The following is a 22159-nucleotide window of genomic DNA, read 5'->3' as shown; positions in this document are numbered from 1 at the left end:
TAAAAACAAAAATAAAAGATGAAATTTATAATATCGAGTTCGTATTTATTAAAGCAATTACAAGTTTTAGGTAATGTTATCAATAGTAGTAATACTTTACCTATTTTAGATAACTTTTTATTTGAATTAGACCATAATGTACTCACTGTTTCTGCCTCAGATTTAGAAACTACCATGTCAGCTACATTAAATATTGACTCTGAGAGTAAAGGTAGCATTGCAATTCCAGCTAAATTACTTCTTGAAATTCTTAAAACTTTTCCAGAGCAACCATTAACATTCATTGTAGAAGAAAATAGTACAATAGAAATCAGTTCTAACTCAGGTAAGTATGCTTTAGCTTACGCTCCCGGAGATGAATTTCCAAAATCAATTAATTTAGATGATCCTTCTGTAACGCTTATTCCTGCTGGTGTTTTAGCAACAGCTATAAGTAAAACTATATTTGCAGCTGGAAATGATGATTTACGTCCTGTAATGTCCGGTGTATTTTTTCAGTTTTCACCACAAGGATTGATTTTTGTTGCAACGGATGCTCACAAATTAGTAAAATACGCAAGAACAGATGTTACTGCATCTCAAGTGGCTGATTTTATTATGCCTAAAAAGCCTTTGAACATTTTAAAAAATATATTAAACGCATCAGAAACTGAAGTAAAAATTGAATATAACGATTCAAATGCTACTTTTTCTTTTGAGAATTATATATTAATGTGCCGTTTAATTGATGGGAAATATCCTAATTATGAGGCTGTAATTCCAAAAGAAAATCCAAATAAATTAACCATTGAACGTTCTCAATTTTTAAATTCTGTACGTCGTGTGGCTATTTTTTCTAATAAAACGACGCATCAAATACGTTTAAAAATTGCTGGTGCTGAGTTGAATGTTTCTGCTGAAGATCTTGATTACTCTAATAGAGCTGAAGAAAGATTGACTTGTGATTATCAAGGTGATGACATGCAAATAGGGTATAACTCTCGTTTTCTAACAGAGATGTTAACTAATTTACAATCTGATATGATTATGCTTGAAATGTCCTTACCTAATAGAGCCGGAATACTTACTCCTATTGATGGTCTAGAAGAAGGAGAAACAGTAACTATGCTTGTAATGCCTGTTATGCTTAATACATAGGTTTAAAAATAAATAATATTAAAATACACTATTAACCAAACCTCTTATATTTAAAAAACCGTCTTGTAGATTACAAGACGGTTTTTTATTTTTGTAATTCACTAAAATAATTTTAGTTTAGTGACATTATATTGCTTCCGTATTGATGTTAATTGAGATTTATTATATTTTGAATTTTAGATTAAAAGAAATGCATCATAAATTAGAAATCGAATAATATTTTGCCAGAGAAATTTTAATTTTTTTTAACTCGAATCATCAAAATCATTTTGAAAACGTAAATTCTTCTCTTTGTACAATTGCATTTTTACATACTTCATCAAATTCTTCAACCGAATCAAAGTGTAATTGTTCTACAACTTTATATTCATAAAACACTTTAAAAGTATCATTTTTAAAAACCCATGGTTCAACTGTAATCACCTTTTCTGATTTATAAAATGTTTGACTCATTACTCCGTCTGGACTTTCAGATACTTCCATTTTTCGGCCTTCTGGTTGTATTTTATCCATACAAATAAGCAGTGAAAATGCATCGCACCACTCTACAAAACGATACAATCGATTCGCATAATCTTTATCAATATCTAAATGCTTTAAAATAGCGGTTCGATTTTTTGCTTGGTCTTTGATGTATGCATCTAATTTTTTGTCTTCCCCTTCTTTTCTATCACTATAGATAAAATCAATATGCATAGAGGTAAGCAAAGCGTTGATCTGACTCTTTGCTGTCGCTTTTTCCATTACATTATACTGTTGTGTTAAATCTGTTTTTATAGACTCATCATTCACCAAGAAATGTCTTGGAGCTCCCGCCTCAGTCAAATTTTTATTTGCTAAAGTTTCAGCAACACCATCATCATGCTCAGCAATGGCAATAATTGTAGGCACAATCATTTCATTAGGTACATCAAGATCATATTGATAAGCTATCATAGCTGCAAGTAAGCCATGAGAGCGCTGGTTGATAATTTTCCAGCCTTTTTGATGAGATGCAACGATCATAATAATATAGTTTTTAAGTGAATCTTAAGTTGTAAAATCTAAATAATTAAAAGTAAATTCTGTTATATATCAAATATAATAAAATATTTTTGAAGTAATAATTACTAAAAAAAATTATTTATAGCAAATGAAATAAAACTACTAGTTATTTCTTTAGTTTAATAATCATAAAGTTAAAGTGTAAAAAGTAAAAGTAAAAAATATTAATCATAAATATATAAGCGTAAATTCCTATCTTTAGAATATAAAATATTAGCAGTAGTTTGTTATTACAAAACAATCTACTAATACTAAAATTTAGAATGCATTTATTAAATAAACTATATTAAGACCTATTATATATATGGAAGCAGAAGATAAAAATCAGGAAACATATCAGAAAGAGCTAGAGCAAAAATCAAAAGAAATAGATGGAGTTAGTGGTTATCGTGACATTTTAAGTAGAGTAATTCAAGAAGGGGAGGAAATATTCACAATTAAAAGTAGAGCCTTAACTTTAAGTTCCATTATTGCAGGTCTTGAAATTGGGTTTAGTTATCTTCTTCTTTGCACACTTTATTACTTATTAAAAGGTACATACGACGATAGCATTGTTTTTAAAACGTTCAGTTTTGTATATCCTATTGGTTTTATTTTTGTTATTTTAGGTAAATCGGCTCTTTTTACTGAGCAAACCTCTGTATTGACATTACCTGTTTTAAATGGTCAAAGAACCATTTGGGAACTGCTACGCATTTGGGGGTTAGTTATATTTGGAAATGTAATTGGAGGGATATTATTTACACTTTTTATAGGGTTCTTAGGGCCAGAATTAAAACTATTTACACATGAAACCATGGTAAGTGTCGGTACTCATGTAATTGATCATGATGCATGGATTTTATTTTTGAGTGCAATAGTTGCGGGTTGGCTAATGGGTTTATTGACTTGGTTATTGAATAGTACAATCAATTCACTGACACGTATATTACTTATTTTTATCATTACAGGCATAATAGGTTTTGGAGGCTTTCATCATAGTATCGTTGGTAACATTGAAGTGTTTGGAGCTTATTTATATTCTAATGATATCAGTTTATTAGATTATTTATGGTTTTTACTTTTAGCTTTATTAGGCAATGCTGTTGGTGGTGGTATAGTTGTAGGATTATTTAAATATAGAATTTTTGAATCTAATTATTCCAGATAAAGTACATAAATCATGTAAAACTTTTAAGTGATTTAATGATTTAATAAACCAATTCTTTATAAATTCACAAGTTTTAAAAACGTTATAACTCGATAGGTATTTCAATTTAGATGAGCACGTGTCAATCTATTGATTTTTTTTTAATAAACTTAAGTCTTTTTCATAGTTTTGCACCCCACTCGATTTAATATTTATTTCTACATTTTTATGAAACATAAAATAGTTTTTACAATAGCAGTAATCTCTTTTATTGGATGCAATAATTCAAATTCTGAAAGCACTGAGAAAGAAAAAATTAAAAGTTCGAATTGGCTACTTGGAAAATGGGAGAACAAATCAGTTGATGGTTTGTTGACTGAAAGTTGGAAAAAAATAAATGATAGTACTTATCAAGGAAGTTCTCATTTTATAAAAGATAAAGACACTTTGCATTATGAGTCTACTTCTTTACAACAAATAAAAGATGAACTCTATTATAACACGACTATTAAAGGACAAAACAATAGCAAGCCTATCAATTTGAATCAGACAGTTTCAGATGAAAAGCAACTTATTTTTGAAAATTTAAAGAATGATTATCCTCAAAAAATCAATTATACTAAAATTTCAGAAAATAGCTTTATTGTTGAAATTTCTGGAATCCAACAAGGTAAACCCAGCTCTGAAAAATACACAATGAGTAAAATTAAGTAGATCAACAAAACAGTTTTTATCTTTTACTATTATAATTTAAGTACTTGTTTTGAAAATAGAATGTGAATTATAGCCCTGATGGAAGCGGCATCCTCGTAGCCTAGCGAAGAGATACAGCGGACAGCAGGAACTATAGTTTTGAAAAAAGCTACTGTGCTGCTCCTAAAAAAGCAACCGATTATATTGTATATAATTCGAAAAAATTTCCTCTTTAATCCAATTACAAATTTATTATTTGCAATCCTTAAAAATGAAAACACAAATGAAGGTTTGTATTGCTGAAAAGCCCAGTGTTGCCAGAGAAATTGCAACTGTTTTAGGTGCCAATACAAAGCATGATGGCTATTATGAAGGCAATGGGTATGTGGTGACGTACACATTTGGGCATTTGTGTACACTTAAAGAACCTAATGATTATAAACCACATTGGAAAAGCTGGGATTTGAATAACTTACCTATGCTTCCTGAGAAATTTGAAACCAAAGTGGTAGATAATGCGGGAATTAAAAAGCAATTTAAAATTATAAAAAGCTTGTTTGACAAAGCCTCATTAGTCATTAATTGCGGTGATGCGGGGCAAGAAGGTGAACTCATACAACGATGGGTTATGAATGAGGCCAAATATAAAGGTGAGGTACAACGATTATGGATTTCCTCCTTAACTACAGAAGCTATCAAAGAAGGTTTTCAAAACTTAAAACCGTCTGCTAATTATGATAATTTATATTACGCTGGATTTTCAAGAGCAATTGGCGATTGGTTATTAGGTATGAATGCTACTCGCTTGTACACTGTAAAACATGGCGGATATAAACAGGTTTTATCTATAGGACGAGTGCAAACGCCTACGCTTGCCATGGTTGTTGACCGCTACAAATCTATTGAAAATTTCAAACCCCAACCCTACTGGGAATTACAAACATTGTATAGAGAAACACTTTTTAGTTATGAAGAGGGACGTTTTATAAAAAAAGAAGATGGTGAAATTTTAGCCAATAAAGTTAAAGAAGGCGAATTCGAAATTATTTCTGTAGAAAAAAAGAATGGTAATGAGTTTGCTCCAAAGTTATTTGACTTAACCGGATTGCAAGTCTATTGCAATACTAAATTTGGCTTTTCAGCCGATGAAACTTTGAAAATCGTGCAAACGCTGTATGAGCAAAAAGTAGTTACCTATCCACGTGTCGACACTACATTTTTACCAAATGATATTTATCCTAAAGTGCAAGGCATTTTACAAAACTTAACTAATTATGCAGCTTTGACTCAACCGCTTTTAGATAAAAAAATCAAAAAATCGCCTAAAGTTTTTAATGATAAAAAAGTAACAGATCACCACGCTATTATTCCAACAGGGATTCAAAATAAATTGCAATACAATCAGCAGCTAGTTTATGATAGTATAACGAGACGTTTTATTGCCGTATTTTATGATGATTGCTTAGTAGCAAATACCACCGTAATAGGAAAAGCAGCAGAGGTGAATTTTAAAGCCACTGGAAAAGAAATCTTAAAGAAAGGGTTTCGCGTAGTATTTGAAGATGCTAATAGTAAAGAAAAAGAAACTGATATTCTACCCACTTTCATTAGAGGTGAAAAAGGGCCACACCAACCTTCATTTTTAGAAAAAGAAACAAAACCACCTAATCAGTTTACAGAGGCTACATTATTACGTGCTATGGAAACGGCGGGCAAACAAGTTGACGATGAAGATTTACGAGAGCTGATGAAAGAAAATGGTATAGGTCGTCCCTCAACGCGAGCTAATATTATAGAGACGCTTTTTAGGAGGCAATACATCGTTAGGAATAAAAAGCAAGTTTTGCCTACACCTACCGGAATTCAATTGATTGATACTATTCAAAATGATTTAGTCAAATCAGCTGAGCTCACGGGTTCTTGGGAAAAGCAATTAAAAGACATTGAAAAAGGAACTTTTACGGCTGGATCCTTTATTACTAATATGAAACAGATGGTAGAAAACTTAGTTTCTGAGGTGAGAAGCGAAACCAATCATGCCAATATCTCGCACATCGCAACTCCAAAAAAGCAATTTGCTAAAGTAGCTACAAATAAAAAAGAAGGAATATTGGCGGAAGTCTGTCCTAAATGTAAAAAAGCAAGACTTTTAAAAGGAAAATCAGCGTATGGCTGCGAAAATTATAAAACAGGTTGCATTTTTATACTGCCTTTTACTTTTGCAGGAAAAAAAATATCTGAAAATCAATACTTGCGTCTGCTTCAAAAAGGATCGACAGTTAACTTAAAAGACTTCCAAACCGATGCCGGTAAAGTGGAGGGTTTACTTCGTTTTGACGAAAATTTTAATCTTAAATTAGAAGTAAAAAAAACGGCTCCTAAGAACCCCGTAATAGCTGCTAAATTTTCAGATACCATGCCGTGTCCCAAATGCCAAAGCGGAACATTATTGAAGGGAAAAACAGCTTATGGATGCAGTAATTATAAATCAGGTTGTGATTTTAAGGTTTCCTTTGATCGCATTCGATCCGAATTAAAAGATCAAAAACCCACAAGAGAACTTGTTTATAAGATTTTAAAAGACAATAAATAGATAAAAATAAGTAAGAATTGTTAAATAATTTTTATTAAAAAAAGATTGAAATTAGCAATAAAAATCCTTTTTTTGATAAAATGGATGTTAAATTTTTAGTTTAAACTTTTTAAAATCAAATGATTACATAAAATATCATTTCCTTATTGATATTTAATCTAAATAAACTTTGTAGATTAAAAAGTACGTTTTATATTTGCATCATTATTTTTAACTATTCCAAATAAAAATTATGAACACGCATTTTAGACTACTTATTATCTTATTATTTACATCATTTTTCAGTCAAGCTCAAGAAAGTGGAATCATTAGCGGAAAGATACTTTCGTCAGATGGATTCCCACTTGATGGTATTGCGATTAAATTAGGCAAGGAAGCCGTAACTACAGAAACCAATTCCAAAGGTGAATTTAGCTTTACTAATTTTCCAGTGGGAAACCATACTATTACCTTGCAAGCAAATGGTATGAAAAAACAATCTAAAGAAATAAAAGTTTTAGCAGATCAAACTAATTATATCGAATTCAAATTAGTTGAGGATATCACAACGCTAAAAGAAATCGTCATTAAAATCAAACAAAGCCCGAATAAGAAAAAAGAGACCGTTTTATCTGGTTTAAATATAAAGCCAATTGATTTACCGCAAAGTATCCAAATAATAGGACGTCATGTAATTGAGCAGCAGCAAGCAGTAAGGATGAGTGATGTGGTCAAAAATGTAAATGGTTTGTATGTAGGTTCAGCTCGTGGTGGCGCCCAAGAAACATTTTGGTCAAGAGGTTATGATATGTCTGCTAATAATATGTTTAAAAACGGTTTCCGTTTTAATAGTGGATCAATGCCTGAGGTTTCTTCACTAGAAAGAATTGAAGTGCTTAAAGGAAGTGCAGCGCTATTGTTTGGTAACGTAGCTCCAGGAGGAATATTGAATATGGTTACTAAAAAACCATCTTTTAAAAGTGGTGGTGAAATAAGTATGCAATTAGGAAGTAATTCTTTCTACAAACCAGCAGTTGATTTTTATGGCGCTTTAGACAAAAATATTGCATATCGCTTTACGGGCTCTTATGAAAACTCTGAAAGTTTTAGAGATGTAGTCAAAAAAGAGCGTTATTATATTAATCCATCGGTACTTTTTAGAGCAAGTGAAAAAACGGAGATTGTATTGCAAGGAGATTATTTACATGATGATTGGACTCCTGATTTTGGCACTGGAATTATTGGAAAAACAATTGTTGACGTGCCAAGAAATACATATCTAGGTGCTCTTTGGTCAAACGGCCAAACAACACAAGCGAGTGTTTCTGGATTAGTCAAACATGACTTTAACGACAATTGGAAATTAAATTTCAACAGCTCTTTTCAAAATTTTGAAAGAAATTCAAAAGGTACAGAACGAGTACAGCCAGCCGATAATGGCGATTGGAACAGACCATTAGGACAGAATAGAAATTTAGAGCAAACAATAGGGGAACAAATTAGCTTGCAAGGAAATTTTACAACCGGAAAAATAAAACATCAACTATTTACAGGAGTTGATTTTGAAAATTCGTTTTTACAAGCCTATACTTTTACCTTCAATCCAAAAACTTATGGAAGCGGTAACGTTTATGACTTTGCTAACTTCAATCAAGGTGGAGCCATTCCTGAAGGCACAAACACTAAAATTGTAAAAACAGATACTAACCGTTTTGGAGTTTATGCGCAAGATTTAATTTCGCTTAACAAAAAATTCAAAGTGTTAGCAGGAATTCGTTGGTCTTGGCAACAATCACAAGCAGAAACAACTGACTTAACTAAAAATCCTAGCGTCATTAAGGAAGATGCAAAACGTATTGACCAAGCTTTTACACCTAAACTAGGACTGGTTTTCCAACCTACAAAAGATATGTCTTTGTTTGCTAGTTACTCGAATTCTTTTACTCCAAATTCAGGAACAACTGTTGATCTTAAAGTGATAAAACCGTCATTGATTGATCAATATGAACTGGGAATTAAAAAAGATTTTTGGAGAGGAATGTTAAGTACGAATATTACTTTATACCAAATTGAAAATAGCAACTTAGCTCAAACTGCCGAGTTTAAAGCAGATGGATCAAGCAATACAGATAGTAGTATAAAAGTTTTAAGTGGCTCTACCAAAAGTAAAGGAATAGAACTAGATATTACAGCTCGCCCTATAGAAGGATTAAGCATATTAGCCGGATACAGTTATAATGACATGCGTTACACTAAGACTTCAGGCTTGCAAGGTAGTTTTATAGAAGGGAATAGATTAGCCAGAACACCTGCTAATACAGCAAACTTAAGTTTCTTTTATACTTTGCCTACAGGTTTACTAAAAGGAGTTTCTCTAGGCTCATCAGCAAATTACATTGGTAAGCGAGTTGGCGGATGGAACAATCAATACAGAGCTGGAGATCCTAATGGAATTTGGGATCGTGAAATTCCTTTAAACGCTTACACTTCAATTGATATTTCAGCTGGATATGAGTGGGGAAAATTCTCTATCTTATGTAAATTATCTAATGTTGCAAATGAATTAAACTATACGGTTCACGAAAATTATAGTGTAAATCCAATTGCTCCACGTCAAGTAATGACTGTATTAAAATATAAATTCTAATTGAAATAGAAAGAGTTAAAAGCTTTTTTCTAAAAAATTGAAAAATTAAATTCAGAAAAAAGTTTTAATTTTTTATCAAGAAATAGATTATTTTCGCAAAAAAAACATTTATGATTAAGAAGAAAACCTTTCGTAATTTACATCGTGACTTAGGCTATTTTTATATTGGATTAATCATATCTTTTGCTGCATCAGGATTATTGATGAACCATAGAGAAACATGGCATCCTGAAAAATACACTACTGAAACAAAAGCTGTCGAAGTAAAACTTCCCACAGAAAATGAAATCAACGAGGATTATGTAAAGGACTTAGGAGAAAAATTAGGAGTTGATGATAAATTTCGTAAGCATAGTATTAAAAAAGAAACTTTGAAAATTTCTTTTGAAAATCACGACATAGAAATTGACATTAAAACAGGAAAAGGTGAAGTAGTAAAGTTTATAAAAACGCCTATTATCAGTCAAACAATGAAGCTGCATAAAAGCACCTCTAATTTCTGGATCTACTATTCTGATATTTTTGCAATAAGTTTAATTGTAATCGCTTTAACAGGAACTATAATGATAAAAGCTGGCAAATTCAGTTTTAGAGAGCGTGGCTGGAAACTCGCAGTAGCGGGAATAATATTTCCATTAATTTTCTTGTTTTTATTAGCTTAACTAATAAAATCTAAATGTTTTAAATCCGTTTTACTATCTTTAGTAAAGCGGATTTTTTTTGTATGGCAATTTATTACCATTCCTCCAGCTAAAGCTGGAGGCAATTGAAAAATAAAATAGTACTATCAATTTATAAAAGCAATAGGATTGGCTTAGGCCTATTACAAAGGTCTTTTAAAAAAAGAAATATTTATAAATCAATAGAATTGGGCTTCAGCCCATTATAAATATGTTTTGAAAAAGAAATATTTAAAAATCAATAGTATTGGGCTTCAGCCCATTGTAAAAAGTTAGATGCAGTAATATATAATCAGCCGAAATGTTTAGATAAAGTCAAATAAAAAATCAATTATAATATTTCTAATATTCCTAAAGCTTAAGCTGAAGTGATCCGTAGATGATTAAACATTTAAAAAAATAATAAATGACTTAAATAAAAAATTATGCCATTCATTAAAACCTATATCCACTTTGTTTGGAGTACCAAAAATAGAGCTCCTTACTTGGATAGTAAAGAATTACGACAAAAAGTGTGGTATCACATTAAAGAAAATGCTACTAAAAAAGGAATTTTTGTAGATTTTGTTAATGGTTATACAAACCATTGCCATTGCTTGATTTCATTAGGTGCTGATCAATCTATCCAAAAATTAATGCAACTCATTAAAGGTGAGTCATCATTTTGGATTAATACTAATAATTTATGTAAAGATAAATTTGAATGGCCAGATGAATATTTTGCAGTTTCGGTTTCAGAATCTATGGTGAAAAGAGTTAGAAATTATATCAAAAATCAGGAAGTACATCATGCTAAACAAACTTTTGAAGTAGAACATGAAGAACTGATAGTGAAATATAATTTTTTGAAAGAATAGATTTTGGCTAAAGCCATTTATAATTTGCTATTCCTCCTCTAGCTAAAGCTACAGGCAATTTAAAAACTAAAAACAAATAAAAAATTAATACGATTTTAAAATCAATAAGACTCGACTTTAACACATTCTAAACAATCAAGCACAACAATATGGCTTCAGGCAAAATGCTTGGCTAAAGCCTAATTAAAAATTTATTATATTATTCCTCCAGCTAAAGCGGGAAGTAATGCTAAAGTTTAGCAGATTTAAAAGCTTGAGGCAATTTAAACATATAATCAAATTTAAATTAAATTTCTGCTCATAGCATATATTATATAGATTAGACTTTATACGAAATGAAAGTAACGCCTGATAAAATCAAATAAAAAAACCGCACTATAAAAATAATGCGGTTACACAAAACAAACTACAATTTATTAATCAAACAAATCATTTAACCAATGCTTTTTTCGATGCTCTTTGTAGTAACCTTGTTGCGGTTGATTACCAAAAGAAGGCTGTTGTGGAGCAGGAAAATTAGTTGGCGCTTCATTAGCAGAACGCTCTATAATTTTATCGAGCTCTCCTCTATCAAGCCATATTCCCCGGCATTGAGGACAATAATCAATTTCTATTCCTTGTCTGTCTGACATTACAAGGGCAACTTTACAAGTAGGACAATCCATAATACATTTTTTTTAGTTATTTAATACATCTTTTTTTGGAAAAGCAACAGATACCAATACTGACACAACGAGAATACTCGCAATAGTAATCAGAGAATAAGCAATTGGAATTTTATAGATATCTACAATCGTCATTTTTATACCTACAAAAACTAAAATTGCTGATAAACCGTATTTTAGGTAATAAAAATATTTAGTTATTCCCGCCAGTGCAAAATATAAAGCTCGCAATCCTAGTATTGCAAATACATTTGAGGTGAAAATAATAAATGTATCATTAGTAATAGCAAGTATAGCAGGAATAGAATCGACGGCAAAAATCAAATCGGTGAATTCAACCATAAGCAATACTACAAACAATGGTGTTGCAAACGTGCGACCATTTATTTTTACAAAAAATTTACCGTCATGATCTTTTTCTGTGACGGGAAAGAACTTTTTAAACAATCGTACCAGCGGATTTTTATCGGGATCAATTTGCTCATCTTTATGGAAAAGCATTTTTATCCCTGTAAATATAAGTAGCGCTCCAAAAACATATATAATCCAGTGAAATTTATTTATTAAAGCAACACCCGCAAATATAAAAATAGCACGCATCACCAGCGCTCCCAAAATTCCCCAAAACAATACTTTATGTTGGTACTTTGTATCTACATTAAAATAAGTAAAAAGCATTATAAACACAAATAGATTATCAATGCTCAGTGACTTTTCAATTACATAACCCGTAAGAAACTCGACTGCCTTTTCCTTACCCATAAAAACATAAATACCATAGTTGAAAGCTAAGGCAAGAGCAATCCAAACAGCACTCCAGATCAGCGCTTCCCTAATTTTTATTTCATGTGATTTACGATGAAAAACACCTAAATCCAGCGCCAACATTACGAGAACAAAACCTATAAAACAGGCCCATACATAACCATCTACAACCATAATTTCTAAATTATATATTTAATTAAAACAAAACCACCAATCAAAATGACCGTGGCCGAAAGAGCCAAAAGATTAAAATATTTTTCTATAAAAATCTTAATACTTGATCCATATTTCCATATTAACCAAGCGATAAGAAAAAAACGAGCCCCTCGACTTACTAATGATGCTATAGCAAACATCGCCAGATTAATATCAAATGCTCCAGCGGTAACTGTGAATACTTTATAAGGAATGGGTGTAAAACCAGCAGTGAAAATCACCCAGAAATCCCATTCGATAAACAAGCTCCTGATACTCTCATACAATCCCACTGAAAATCCGGGAATAGTGTCAAAAAAGAAATTTGCAAAAGCAGAGAACTCTCCACTAGCAGTTAACCAAGCATAATTGCCAATGGCATAACCCACAAAAGCTCCCGAAACCGAACCGATAGTACAAATAAAGGCATATTTAAAAGCCTTTGACGATGCTCCTAGCGCAAGGGCTATCAGTAAAATATCTGGTGGTATAGGAAAAAAAACCGACTCCGTGAACGCAAGAATAAAAAGAAAACTAGCTCCATACTTTGTTTGTGCCCAACTTAAAACCCAATCATATAAATTTCTAAACCAATTCATGTATTAAAAAATTTGAAAAATAATTAATGCGTAAATAACAAATCGCAAATATCTAAATAACGCCCACAATAGATAATGCTTAAAATTATATTTTATCAGTCCACAAGCCAGACTTACTATAGAATGTGGCAAAGGCAACATAGCCCCAATAAAAACAAACAATCCGCCCCACTTTCTTAAATTAGTAATATGTAATGCTATTTTATTTTCAATATGATTTTTAACAGCAGGTATTAGAAACAAGCGATTACCAATAAAATAAGCAATGATTCCACCTAAATAGGACATACTGGCCAAAATAAATAGAAACAGCCACGGCATCGCTGACTTTGAAGCCCATGCAATAAATAATTCTGGTGGCACTAAACCCAATACCGTTTCTGACACTAAGAAAAACGAAATGATCACCTCTGCAGAGTAAGTTGCCACTAGCGTATTTAGCAAATAATTAAAGTCTAGAAAAAAATACTCTAAAAACAATAGTACTAATGCAAATGCTACTACCACTATTCCCCCTTTTATTGCAGTTTGTTTTAAAAACGCATAGAATTGGGTGATTTTATAATATCTATTAAGTAACTGCAACCTTTTCATTGTTATGTGAGATGTAATTGTTTTACTATTTTGTGCCATTCCATAAATCATTTAAAAATTTAATCACTTCATCAGCTAAGCCCGAAAATCCATTTTCTGTTATATAATTAAGAACTGTGCCAATTAAAGGAAGTAGAATTGCAATTAATCCAATCACTAAACCAATTACAACAATAAAAATAATTAGTAACACAATTTTAAGCTTTCTATTGGTTTTTAAACTTTCAATAAGCTTTATTGGGTCAAACTTGCCAGAACTATCAGAGTAAGATTGCTGTCTATATTGATCATTTCGATAGTAATTCTGTTTCGCTATTTTTTTCTGATATTTATTCTTTCTTTTATAAAAATCATCAAAATCCATTTTAGAAAATTTTAGTTAATTAAAAAATTTTTTTTGCTTTATAGTGAAGCTTGGAATAGGATCAATAGTCAATTGACCATGTCCTAATAAAAATAAATTAACTAAGCTTTGGCGGCTGCCAAACAGATAAGAAAGGTTGATTTGCTCGAAAAGTTATATGAAAATAAATATGATTTGCATTTCGCTTTACTGTAAAAGTAAATGGAATACTAAATATGCTTTTCTCCTTTTCATTACAATCATAATCAGTACTTGTATAATCAGTAACTGCATTGTTTTCAAAACATAATTCAAGAGGTGATGAATCAGTAGAAGGCTCATAAAATAAGTCGCAATACAGTAACATACCCATCGAGAGTACAATAAAAGCTACTAAATTTTTGGCACAAAATTTCATACGGCAAACATACTCAAAAAGTATTTTAATAGTATTACTATCGTAATTTATTTTGCATTAATTTAACAACATTAAAAAAGCGATAAATGTGGATCATATTTTTGAAATCGATCAGATTTACATCAAATGAAAACTTAATTTAAGGTGAAGTAGTTATAGAGCTTACATTACTTCAATATATAATTAGATTAGCAACAGTATATTAATTATTTATGTGTGAAGAATTATTTTGTCATTAAAAACAATTTTGTCATCAACTTATAATTACTAAGTGATTAGAAGAAATTGATCTCACTGTTATTAAACAGGTACGTCATGTAAGTTTAAATATCATCTTTAATCCTGTTGGGAAAAAACAAAATTAAATGATAAAATCTTTTGTCAAAAGCAGGCCATATAAGTAATTAAGGGATAGAAGATAAATGCGGCAATAATTTTTTGCTACAACTTATGTCTTTTAGTCGAAGATCACTAAATTATTTTATGTTTTTAAATTTTTTAATTACTGTGAAAAACTAGAATTTTTTTATCAATTGGTAAAATGTGGATTTTACTTAAAAAGTATTCTCGTCAGCGCTAATTTTTAAAATTTGATGTTCAAATAACTTTTTAAATTGAAAAAGCGATGCTTTTAATGACTTATTATTTGATTCAATCCATTCAGTACTAAACAACATGAATTAAAAAAGCTGCCTAAATAAAATTTAGACAGCTTTAAAATCAAAGATAAAAAGATATTATTTTATAATTAGTTTTTCAGTGGCTGTTTTGCCATCTTCTTCAACTTTTACAATATAAACACCTTTAGCTAGATTTGATATATTTACTTGTTTATTTTCAGTTTTAAGTGATATAACAAGTTTTCCAGACATATCAAAAATCAATATACTTTTTAAACTATTGGTTGCACTTGTAATATAGACTTTTCCTTCAGTAGCTGGATTTGGAAAAATTGCAAAGCCATCTATCGAATTTGAATTTACATCTAAGTTACATGCAACATTAGTCACATTTACTCTACGACTTACTATAGATTCATTGTTTAAAGCATCCTTTACAATATAGTTTAAGATATATTGACCAATAATACTAGTATTAACAGATCCGGTGATTGTAACGTTAGAAGTCAAATCATTATTTAAATTGTCCAAAGCACTATAGCCAGGCTCAATATAAGTACAACCGATTCCAACAATAAAAGTACTATCCCCTAATAACGAAATAAGCGGCTTCACTCTTTCAATAGTTACAATCCAGTTTTCCACCAACCCGTTTTGAGCCGTAACAGAATAAGATACTGGAGTTGAATAATTTAAAGCAGTAATTCCACTGTTTTGAATATAAGTTCCAATACGAGCTTGAGCTTGATCTGAAACTAAGAACGTAGGAACTAAAGAAGTAAATGTCGCATTATTATTAACGCCTATTTTGATAGTTTTTGCAACATCATCAATAACAGTAACGCCAATTTGATTAGCAACACTAAAGGCAGTGAATTTAGCTTCCGTATTTTTAGCGTCAACGGTAATCACATAATTCGTTTTTGAAAGCTTATTCTCTGAAACTACAGTAACAAAAACACTAGCTGAATAATCTAATGGAGATGTTGTTGATGCTACTTGCTTTACTTCATCTATAAAAAGCTCTGCACCTAATGAAAGAGCAAAATTAGCTTTTAGCTGAGAAACATTTATTCCATAAGGAACAGTCGCCATTACATTACTTCCTGAAATAACTGTAGTAATAGGTTGCATTAATGTAGCATTATTTGCAGTTGTAAAATCGTAACTTAACAACTTACTTTGATTACTTAATCCTGAAAGTACTTTTACAGTATAATTTTCAGTAAGACCAGCGTTGAAACCAACTCCTTCTACTACAACGGTTACCGGAGAAGTAAAATTATTGGTAGTTACACCACTCACTTGTGTTGCACCATTGATAGTAACAAGAGAATTCATTCCTGCTGTAAACTCAGCTACTGCCGTGGTGATATCAACACCATCATTCAACAATATAGTATAGGTTTTAGTAGCAGCATCATAAGAAGATGACAATTGATTTTGTAATTGCAAATTTTGTAAAAGAACAGGTGTATTCCAAAATTTTCCTGCTCCTGTACCATTTGTATCTGCATTATTAATTACAGCAGTATTATCATTAGTAGTTGTATCATAAACAAATTGTTTATCTCCCTCTGCAAAAGAATAATAAGCTATTAAACCCGCTTCATTTCCAATGTATTTAGTTGTAGTATTAGCAGCAAGTTCAGCTTGAGTTCTAACTCCAGACCAAATACGAAGCTCATCAATATTTCCATCTAATTGACGCGTTAATGTTGGATTTCCTCCAATGTATGCTGGTAAAGTCGCATTTGTTGTTGCAGCTCCAGCAGTTCCAGTTGCCGTGTATGGCGCAACAACTCCATCAATATAAATAGTGTACACATTAGCAGCACTAACAGTAAATGCAATATGTTGCCATTTGTTCAACGGAACAGTATTTAATCCCGTATTTAAAACGTGAGAACCCGTTGCAGTTGTAATGGATAATACTAAACTGTTTTCTTTGTAAGTAGAATTATTATTTGTGTGAACAAATAAATTAACTCTAGCCTTGTCAAATATTCTACCAAAGATGGTTGCACTTTTTCTATTAACCCAAGCTTCAAAAGTATAATTATTTGTAAGATCTAAAGCAGGAGTTATATCAGTTGCTAAATAATCATCGACACCGTCAAAAGTTCCTGTCACATTTGTCGCAGCATTTGCCACGTGAGAGAAAGAGATAGATTTAGAATCATTTGAAGCATCAGTATCCCCTAATAATTTAGTATACACTTCAATAGTATAATCAGCAACAGCACCCAAATCAGCTTTCGTAGTGAAAACGATAGTTGCTGTAGCTCCAGCGGCAATAGATGCGGTAATGGTTTGTTCTACCTCAACTCCTCCATTTACTTTATAAGCAACTGGGAAATTTGAAATTGGTGTTGTAGAGAAATTACGAATTATTGCACTTACAGTTACTGGTTTCATACCTAGTTTAACTGGCACTGTAATTCGCTCAACACTTGCATCAGCAGCTGTAAAAGGAAGTACATTGATTGTGTATTCTTCTATTTCAAAATCTTCTCTTGATGTAGTTACATTATCAATTGTAGGTCCAAGATTTACATTAAAATACTCATTAGGTGAACGGAACATGTGAATCACACGCATCAATTTTTCACCCGAAGTGGTACCTGCTGGAATTACTAATCCGCCCGTTAGACTGAAATTATTTCTAAAATAATGCGTGTTAGGAGTCGAGGCAATAACTGGTGCAGTTCCAGTATTTAAGGTGTTAACCCAAAACGTACCCGCATAAAACTCATCAGTTAGATTTCCATCTCCATTTAAATCAATTACGATCATGGTAAACACTCCTGGTGTTGGTGATAAGTCTCTAGTAATAGGTCTTTCCGCTTTAGCGATAGTTACCTCTGGCTGATAAGTAAAGCCAGCATAAACTGGAATTTTAACATTTTTAAAATCAGAGTAGCCTGTTGTACCTGAAGTATTGGTAACATCATTCCACTTTAATTTAGTAATTGCAAAACCATTAGTATTGGTATTAGTAGGCAATTCGTTTTTGTTATACACAACTTTTGTCAATGAGTTATTGGTTAAATTATCATCAACCTCATCTATACCAGCTGTAATTGTATAAGTAGCATTAACAGTAGATAAATCAGCTGTAGTTGCAAAAGTAAAATTAACCGTTGCCGAAGCGACTAAATTAATAGACTCTATAACTTTAGCACCACCATTTATTTGATAAAATAACGGTACATTAGTTCTTGCAGCGGTTCCTAAATTAGAAACACGGATAGTTATCGGATTTGCAGCTGTCTTTTTACCAAGAACATCTGGTGCTACTATTAGAGTAATTGCCACATCGTTCAGTGTTACAGATGGCTTAGCCACACATGTAATATTTGCAACAAATCCTATATCATTTACTTCAGTATCCGAGGTAAATCTAAAAGTAAGCTCTCCACCTGGAGCAGTAGAAGTTAATGACGGAGGCAATGCATTTCCATCATATCTACCTAGTAAAGGCGAAGTTACTAAAGGTCCATTATACACAAAAAGAAAATCGTAATCTTTCTCTGTACCGAATTCAGTAAAATCTACTTTAATACTATTACCTGCCGTAGCCGGTTTAAAAGTTGTGGTTTGATTTGCGCTAACTGGATAATTCCCAAATCGAGTTCCAGTATCAGTAAGCACTGCTGCACAGGTTGTCACTGTAGCACTTCCTATAATTATATCTGACCCTACATTCACTACAGTTCTAGTTATAGAATTATTGGTAGCAACAGCATCATCAATAGGTGTTATTTTAGCTACAACTGTATATACTCCTCCTACAGAATAATCTGCTTTTTGAGTAAACGTATAAGTAACCTCTGTTAACGGAGCTATTGGTCCAGCGATCATTTCTATAACTTCAGCACTATTGTTAATTTTATAAGAAACAGGAATATTACTTATGGCAACAGGTGAATAATTATAAACTTTAACAGTTACAGTCTCAGCAGCTGTAAGTCCTGTATTAGCAGTTAGTGATGTCAAAGCAAGATCATTTGCTACAGCTTCATAAATTTCAATATTATCTACAAAAATTGTGTTGTACACTGGTGTTGTCGCTGCTGTACCATCATTATCCATAGCTCCTTCAAAGGTGAGGCTGAAATTAGAACCCGCAAATGATGATAAATCATAAGTTAATTCTCTATTACCTGAAAGTGAAGTTCCTCCATAAACACTTACATTATCAGCACTTGCAATGGCTACACCATTCACCAATATTCTTAAGAAGTTTTTATTAATGGCATTACTATTATTCCAAATCAAATTAAATTTCAAACGGATGGCTTTACCTGCTACATTGCTAGCATCGATGTCACAAAATGAAATTCTTTTTATATAATTTGGGTTATTTGAAAATGCGTTGGCTATGGTACTAGCTACCCATGGAGTGACTCCTGCAGTAGGAGCGCCTGACATTTTTACAGCATCTACAAAAGCTGCATTTGCATACTCATAACCTATAGTTCCTGCTGCACTGGCTTTAGCTAAGGTGTAATTAACTGGTTTTCTATCATTAAAATTTTCCTTAAATGGAAGATTAAGCGCTGTCAATACCGGCTTGTCAATTGGTTCAACATTGATAGCTCTTGCCCTTTCAGATACTAATCCACTAGCCATATCAACGGCACGTACTGTAAACCAATTATCATTTCCAACAGTTAGATTTGTAAATGTATAAGTGGGATCATTCACGGTTGCAACAACATCAAAAGTATAACTGTTCAATTTTAGAACTTCGTATCTTGCTCCTGGTATAGCATCCCAATCCATCTTATAAGAACTACTTCCACAAGCTGCTGAGGTAATTATAAGATTTTTTGGTTCAGCCATTATAGAAAAATCTACTTTTGAGAAATCTACTTTACTCCCTGCGCTAATTCTGATTTTAGCATTTGGAACAATATCAGATGGCACTTTCCATGCAAAATTTCTGGCAGCAGATGGTATATTAGCAGCTATTGTTGTATAAGTACTTCCACCATCAGTAGAATATTCAATAGTAAAAGCTTTAGCATCACCTTCATAATCCCAACGGATATATTCAGTTACATCTGGAATGAATTTTTCACCTCCAATAGGATAAGTCAAAATTATCTCTGGAGCAACATAATCATAAACTACTGCAAATTCTTGCGAATTTAATGGAATTTTAGTTCCTGTAACTATAATTTTGTAAGTTCCTGCAGTAGGATTATCAAGAGTGATTTGTTCAATATTATTTAAGTTATCCACACCTCTAGTTGCAATTGCATTAGGAGCACTTGGATTTAAGATCCAAGGAAGAATAGTTATTCCATCTTTCAGAATTGCAATATCAAGATCATTTACTAAAACAGTAGTGGCTCCTGGAGTAGCTCCAATGTCAGAGTAAGCAAGCATAACTTTTAAAGAAGTTAAGCCAGAAGGCACAACAATATTTTTCTCATAAGAAGCTCCATTTGTAAGTGAAGATGTGAAAAACATATTTTTATCTAAAACCTTTATAGCTCTTAAAGCATTTAGATTTCCAAAACCATACTTATAATCAGGTCCTAGATTTCCAACATCTTTGGCTGTATTTGATACTAATGCTTTCATTAATGAAGCTAAAGGCTTAGCACCAAAAATATTTTTAAATCTTTCATAAAGTAGAGCCAAAGTTCCAGATGTACCTGGAGTTGCCATTGATGTTCCACTCATTACGGTATATGAATTATTATAGTCTAATGAATAAACGCTTGAACCAACAGCAGAAATTTGAGGAACTAAACGACCATCAACAGTTGGCCCAAAGCTACTGTAAGAACTAATTACATCATTAGGATCATTTGCAGCTACATGAAGTGCATTTTTAGAAGCTTTTGTTGAAGTATAAAATCCACCTGGATATGCTGATTGAGAATTTCCATTCGAATATACATTTAATAAAAAAGGATATTTTACAGTAACATCATCATCTCCTCTATCTCCAGCAGAGTATCTATTTAAATTAAAACCTGTGGTAAGATTTATACCATAAGAGTTTGACGTAATTTCTACACCATCATTTATTGCCGCAAGATCTCTTTCAGCATGAACTGGCAAACCGTTAGATTGAGTGTTGAAATTCCAGCCATATATTTGTACCTCAGGTGCCATTCCTTTAGCTCTAGGGTCTAATATTCCAGCTCCACCCACTGTACCTGAAACGTGGCTACCATGTGAGGAAGGAGATTCATACTCTCTATTAATTACTCTACCAGTATGGTCAATATGCTTTTCAAGATTTCCATCCCAAATACCAATTTTAACTCCCTTTCCAGTTAAATCATAACCAATTCCCGGGATGGTAGAACTCAAAACATTTGCTTTGTGAGAGGTTCTCCCGGGAAGGTTATCGCTTACAACGGGAGCATCTATTAATTCTATGTTTTGTACCCAGTTTAATTTTGAGATTTCTTTTATTTTTTCATCTGAAGCTTGTAAATAAACTTGATAAAAAGATTCTATATTTTTAAACTCTTTTACATTTAATTGGCTTAAATTTAATGAAATTAAGTCTTTATCTACGCCTTTAAAATAACTAACTACAACTTTTATATTGTTACCAACCTTAGCATAATCCGGAACAACTTCGCCCGCAATTATTGGATCAATCTTAAAATTTGAATCTACTTCTATAAAAGTTCTAATGTTTTTAAAAACTTTATTACTGTTATAAAACTTAGAGTTTACAGCTGCATAATAAGCATTATTAGATAGATAACTAATCAAAGTAATTCCTTGATTTTTTAGATCTTTTTGTTCCTCTAATGTGGGAATTTTCGTAAACTGTAACAGAGTGTAGTTCGTCTTTGAGCTCTGTTTATTTACATTTTTTCTAAGCACATCTACTTGTTGCTTAAAATTTGCTTTAGTAGCAATTCTATTTCCATTCAAGGTAATAGAAAAATCATCTTGATTGGTACTCTGCGACCATGCGATAATGGAGAAGAGCATCAAAATGAAAGAAAGTAAATTTTTTTTCATTTTATTTTAAAATTAAGTTAATAATTATTTATAATCACAAAAATATATCAATAAAATACATATATGATAATAATTATTTAAATTAATTGTTGATTACTAATTATTTTATTAGTACAAAAGCCGCTGGTTTTGTTTTTTCCCTGTAATCTACTAATAAAAACTATTTAATTTTACTAAAATGCAGATTACTAGTATT

The 22159-nt window shown here is 31.7% G+C and carries 15 protein-coding genes; 7 read left to right on the top strand and 8 right to left on the bottom strand.

Annotated elements, in window-relative coordinates; genetic code table 11:
* Positions 1–18 precede the first annotated feature (18 nt).
* Positions 19–1137: a DNA polymerase III subunit beta gene (gene dnaN / locus RCH18_RS10345; RefSeq protein WP_326936679.1), complete on the top strand. Its 1119-nt coding sequence runs from the start codon at positions 19–21 to the stop codon at positions 1135–1137.
* 264 nt (positions 1138–1401) lie between these two features.
* On the opposite strand, the gene RCH18_RS10340 is transcribed toward dnaN, so the two are convergent.
* Entirely contained in the window at positions 1402–2142 is a 741-nt protein-coding gene (locus RCH18_RS10340) for a DUF3891 family protein (RefSeq protein WP_326936678.1), read from the bottom strand.
* Positions 2143–2485: 343 nt separating this feature from the next.
* Between RCH18_RS10340 and RCH18_RS10335 the strand changes: the two genes are divergently transcribed.
* From RCH18_RS10335 to tnpA, 6 genes are all read left to right on the top strand, one after another.
* Positions 2486–3331, top strand: a complete 846-nt coding sequence (locus tag RCH18_RS10335; RefSeq protein WP_326936677.1) for a formate/nitrite transporter family protein — start codon at positions 2486–2488, stop codon at positions 3329–3331.
* A gap of 207 nt (positions 3332–3538) precedes the next feature.
* Positions 3539–4024: a DUF6265 family protein gene (locus RCH18_RS10330; protein ID WP_326936676.1), complete on the top strand. Its 486-nt coding sequence runs from the start codon at positions 3539–3541 to the stop codon at positions 4022–4024.
* Between the two features lie 262 nt (positions 4025–4286).
* Entirely contained in the window at positions 4287–6596 is a 2310-nt protein-coding gene (locus RCH18_RS10325; RefSeq protein ID WP_326936709.1) for a type IA DNA topoisomerase, read from the top strand.
* 232 nt (positions 6597–6828) lie between these two features.
* Entirely contained in the window at positions 6829–9222 is a 2394-nt protein-coding gene (locus RCH18_RS10320; protein WP_326936675.1) for a TonB-dependent siderophore receptor, read from the top strand.
* Between the two features lie 110 nt (positions 9223–9332).
* Complete coding sequence (locus RCH18_RS10315; RefSeq protein ID WP_326936674.1) at positions 9333–9884, top strand: PepSY-associated TM helix domain-containing protein; 552 nt, start codon at positions 9333–9335, stop codon at positions 9882–9884.
* 443 nt (positions 9885–10327) lie between these two features.
* Positions 10328–10759, top strand: coding sequence for an IS200/IS605 family transposase (tnpA, locus tag RCH18_RS10310; RefSeq protein WP_326936673.1), 432 nt, complete (start codon positions 10328–10330; stop codon positions 10757–10759).
* 416 nt (positions 10760–11175) lie between these two features.
* Here tnpA and RCH18_RS10305 read toward each other — a convergent pair whose 3' ends face one another.
* The 7 genes from RCH18_RS10305 to RCH18_RS10275 form a co-directional block, all read right to left on the bottom strand.
* The gene (locus RCH18_RS10305) at positions 11176–11424 is read right to left on the bottom strand and encodes a TFIIB-type zinc ribbon-containing protein (RefSeq protein WP_326936672.1); all 249 of its coding nucleotides are present in this window, start codon (positions 11422–11424) and stop codon (positions 11176–11178) included.
* A 12-nt stretch (positions 11425–11436) separates the two neighbouring features.
* The gene (locus RCH18_RS10300) at positions 11437–12363 is read right to left on the bottom strand and encodes a TerC family protein (protein WP_326936671.1); all 927 of its coding nucleotides are present in this window, start codon (positions 12361–12363) and stop codon (positions 11437–11439) included.
* A 5-nt stretch (positions 12364–12368) separates the two neighbouring features.
* Entirely contained in the window at positions 12369–12983 is a 615-nt protein-coding gene (locus RCH18_RS10295; RefSeq protein ID WP_326936670.1) for a YqaA family protein, read from the bottom strand.
* Positions 12984–12986: 3 nt separating this feature from the next.
* Positions 12987–13616, bottom strand: coding sequence for a YqaA family protein (locus RCH18_RS10290; protein ID WP_326936669.1), 630 nt, complete (start codon positions 13614–13616; stop codon positions 12987–12989).
* Positions 13603–13941 (bottom strand): hypothetical protein, encoded by a 339-nt coding sequence (locus RCH18_RS10285; RefSeq protein WP_326936668.1) that lies wholly within the window; start codon positions 13939–13941, stop codon positions 13603–13605. Before RCH18_RS10285 ends, RCH18_RS10290 begins: the two co-directional genes overlap by 14 nt.
* Positions 13942–14038: 97 nt before the next feature.
* Positions 14039–14338, bottom strand: coding sequence for a hypothetical protein (locus RCH18_RS10280; protein ID WP_326936667.1), 300 nt, complete (start codon positions 14336–14338; stop codon positions 14039–14041).
* A gap of 737 nt (positions 14339–15075) precedes the next feature.
* A complete protein-coding gene (locus RCH18_RS10275; protein WP_326936666.1) occupies positions 15076–21963 on the bottom strand; it encodes a S8 family serine peptidase in 6888 nt (2295 codons plus the stop codon).
* Between the last annotated feature and the right edge of the window lie 196 nt (positions 21964–22159).

The sequence above is a fragment of the Flavobacterium sp. PL11 genome, from assembly GCF_035985025.1.
In the GTDB taxonomy this organism is placed as follows: Bacteria; Bacteroidota; Bacteroidia; order Flavobacteriales; family Flavobacteriaceae; genus Flavobacterium.
This window is presented reverse-complemented; position numbering and strand designations above follow the sequence as displayed.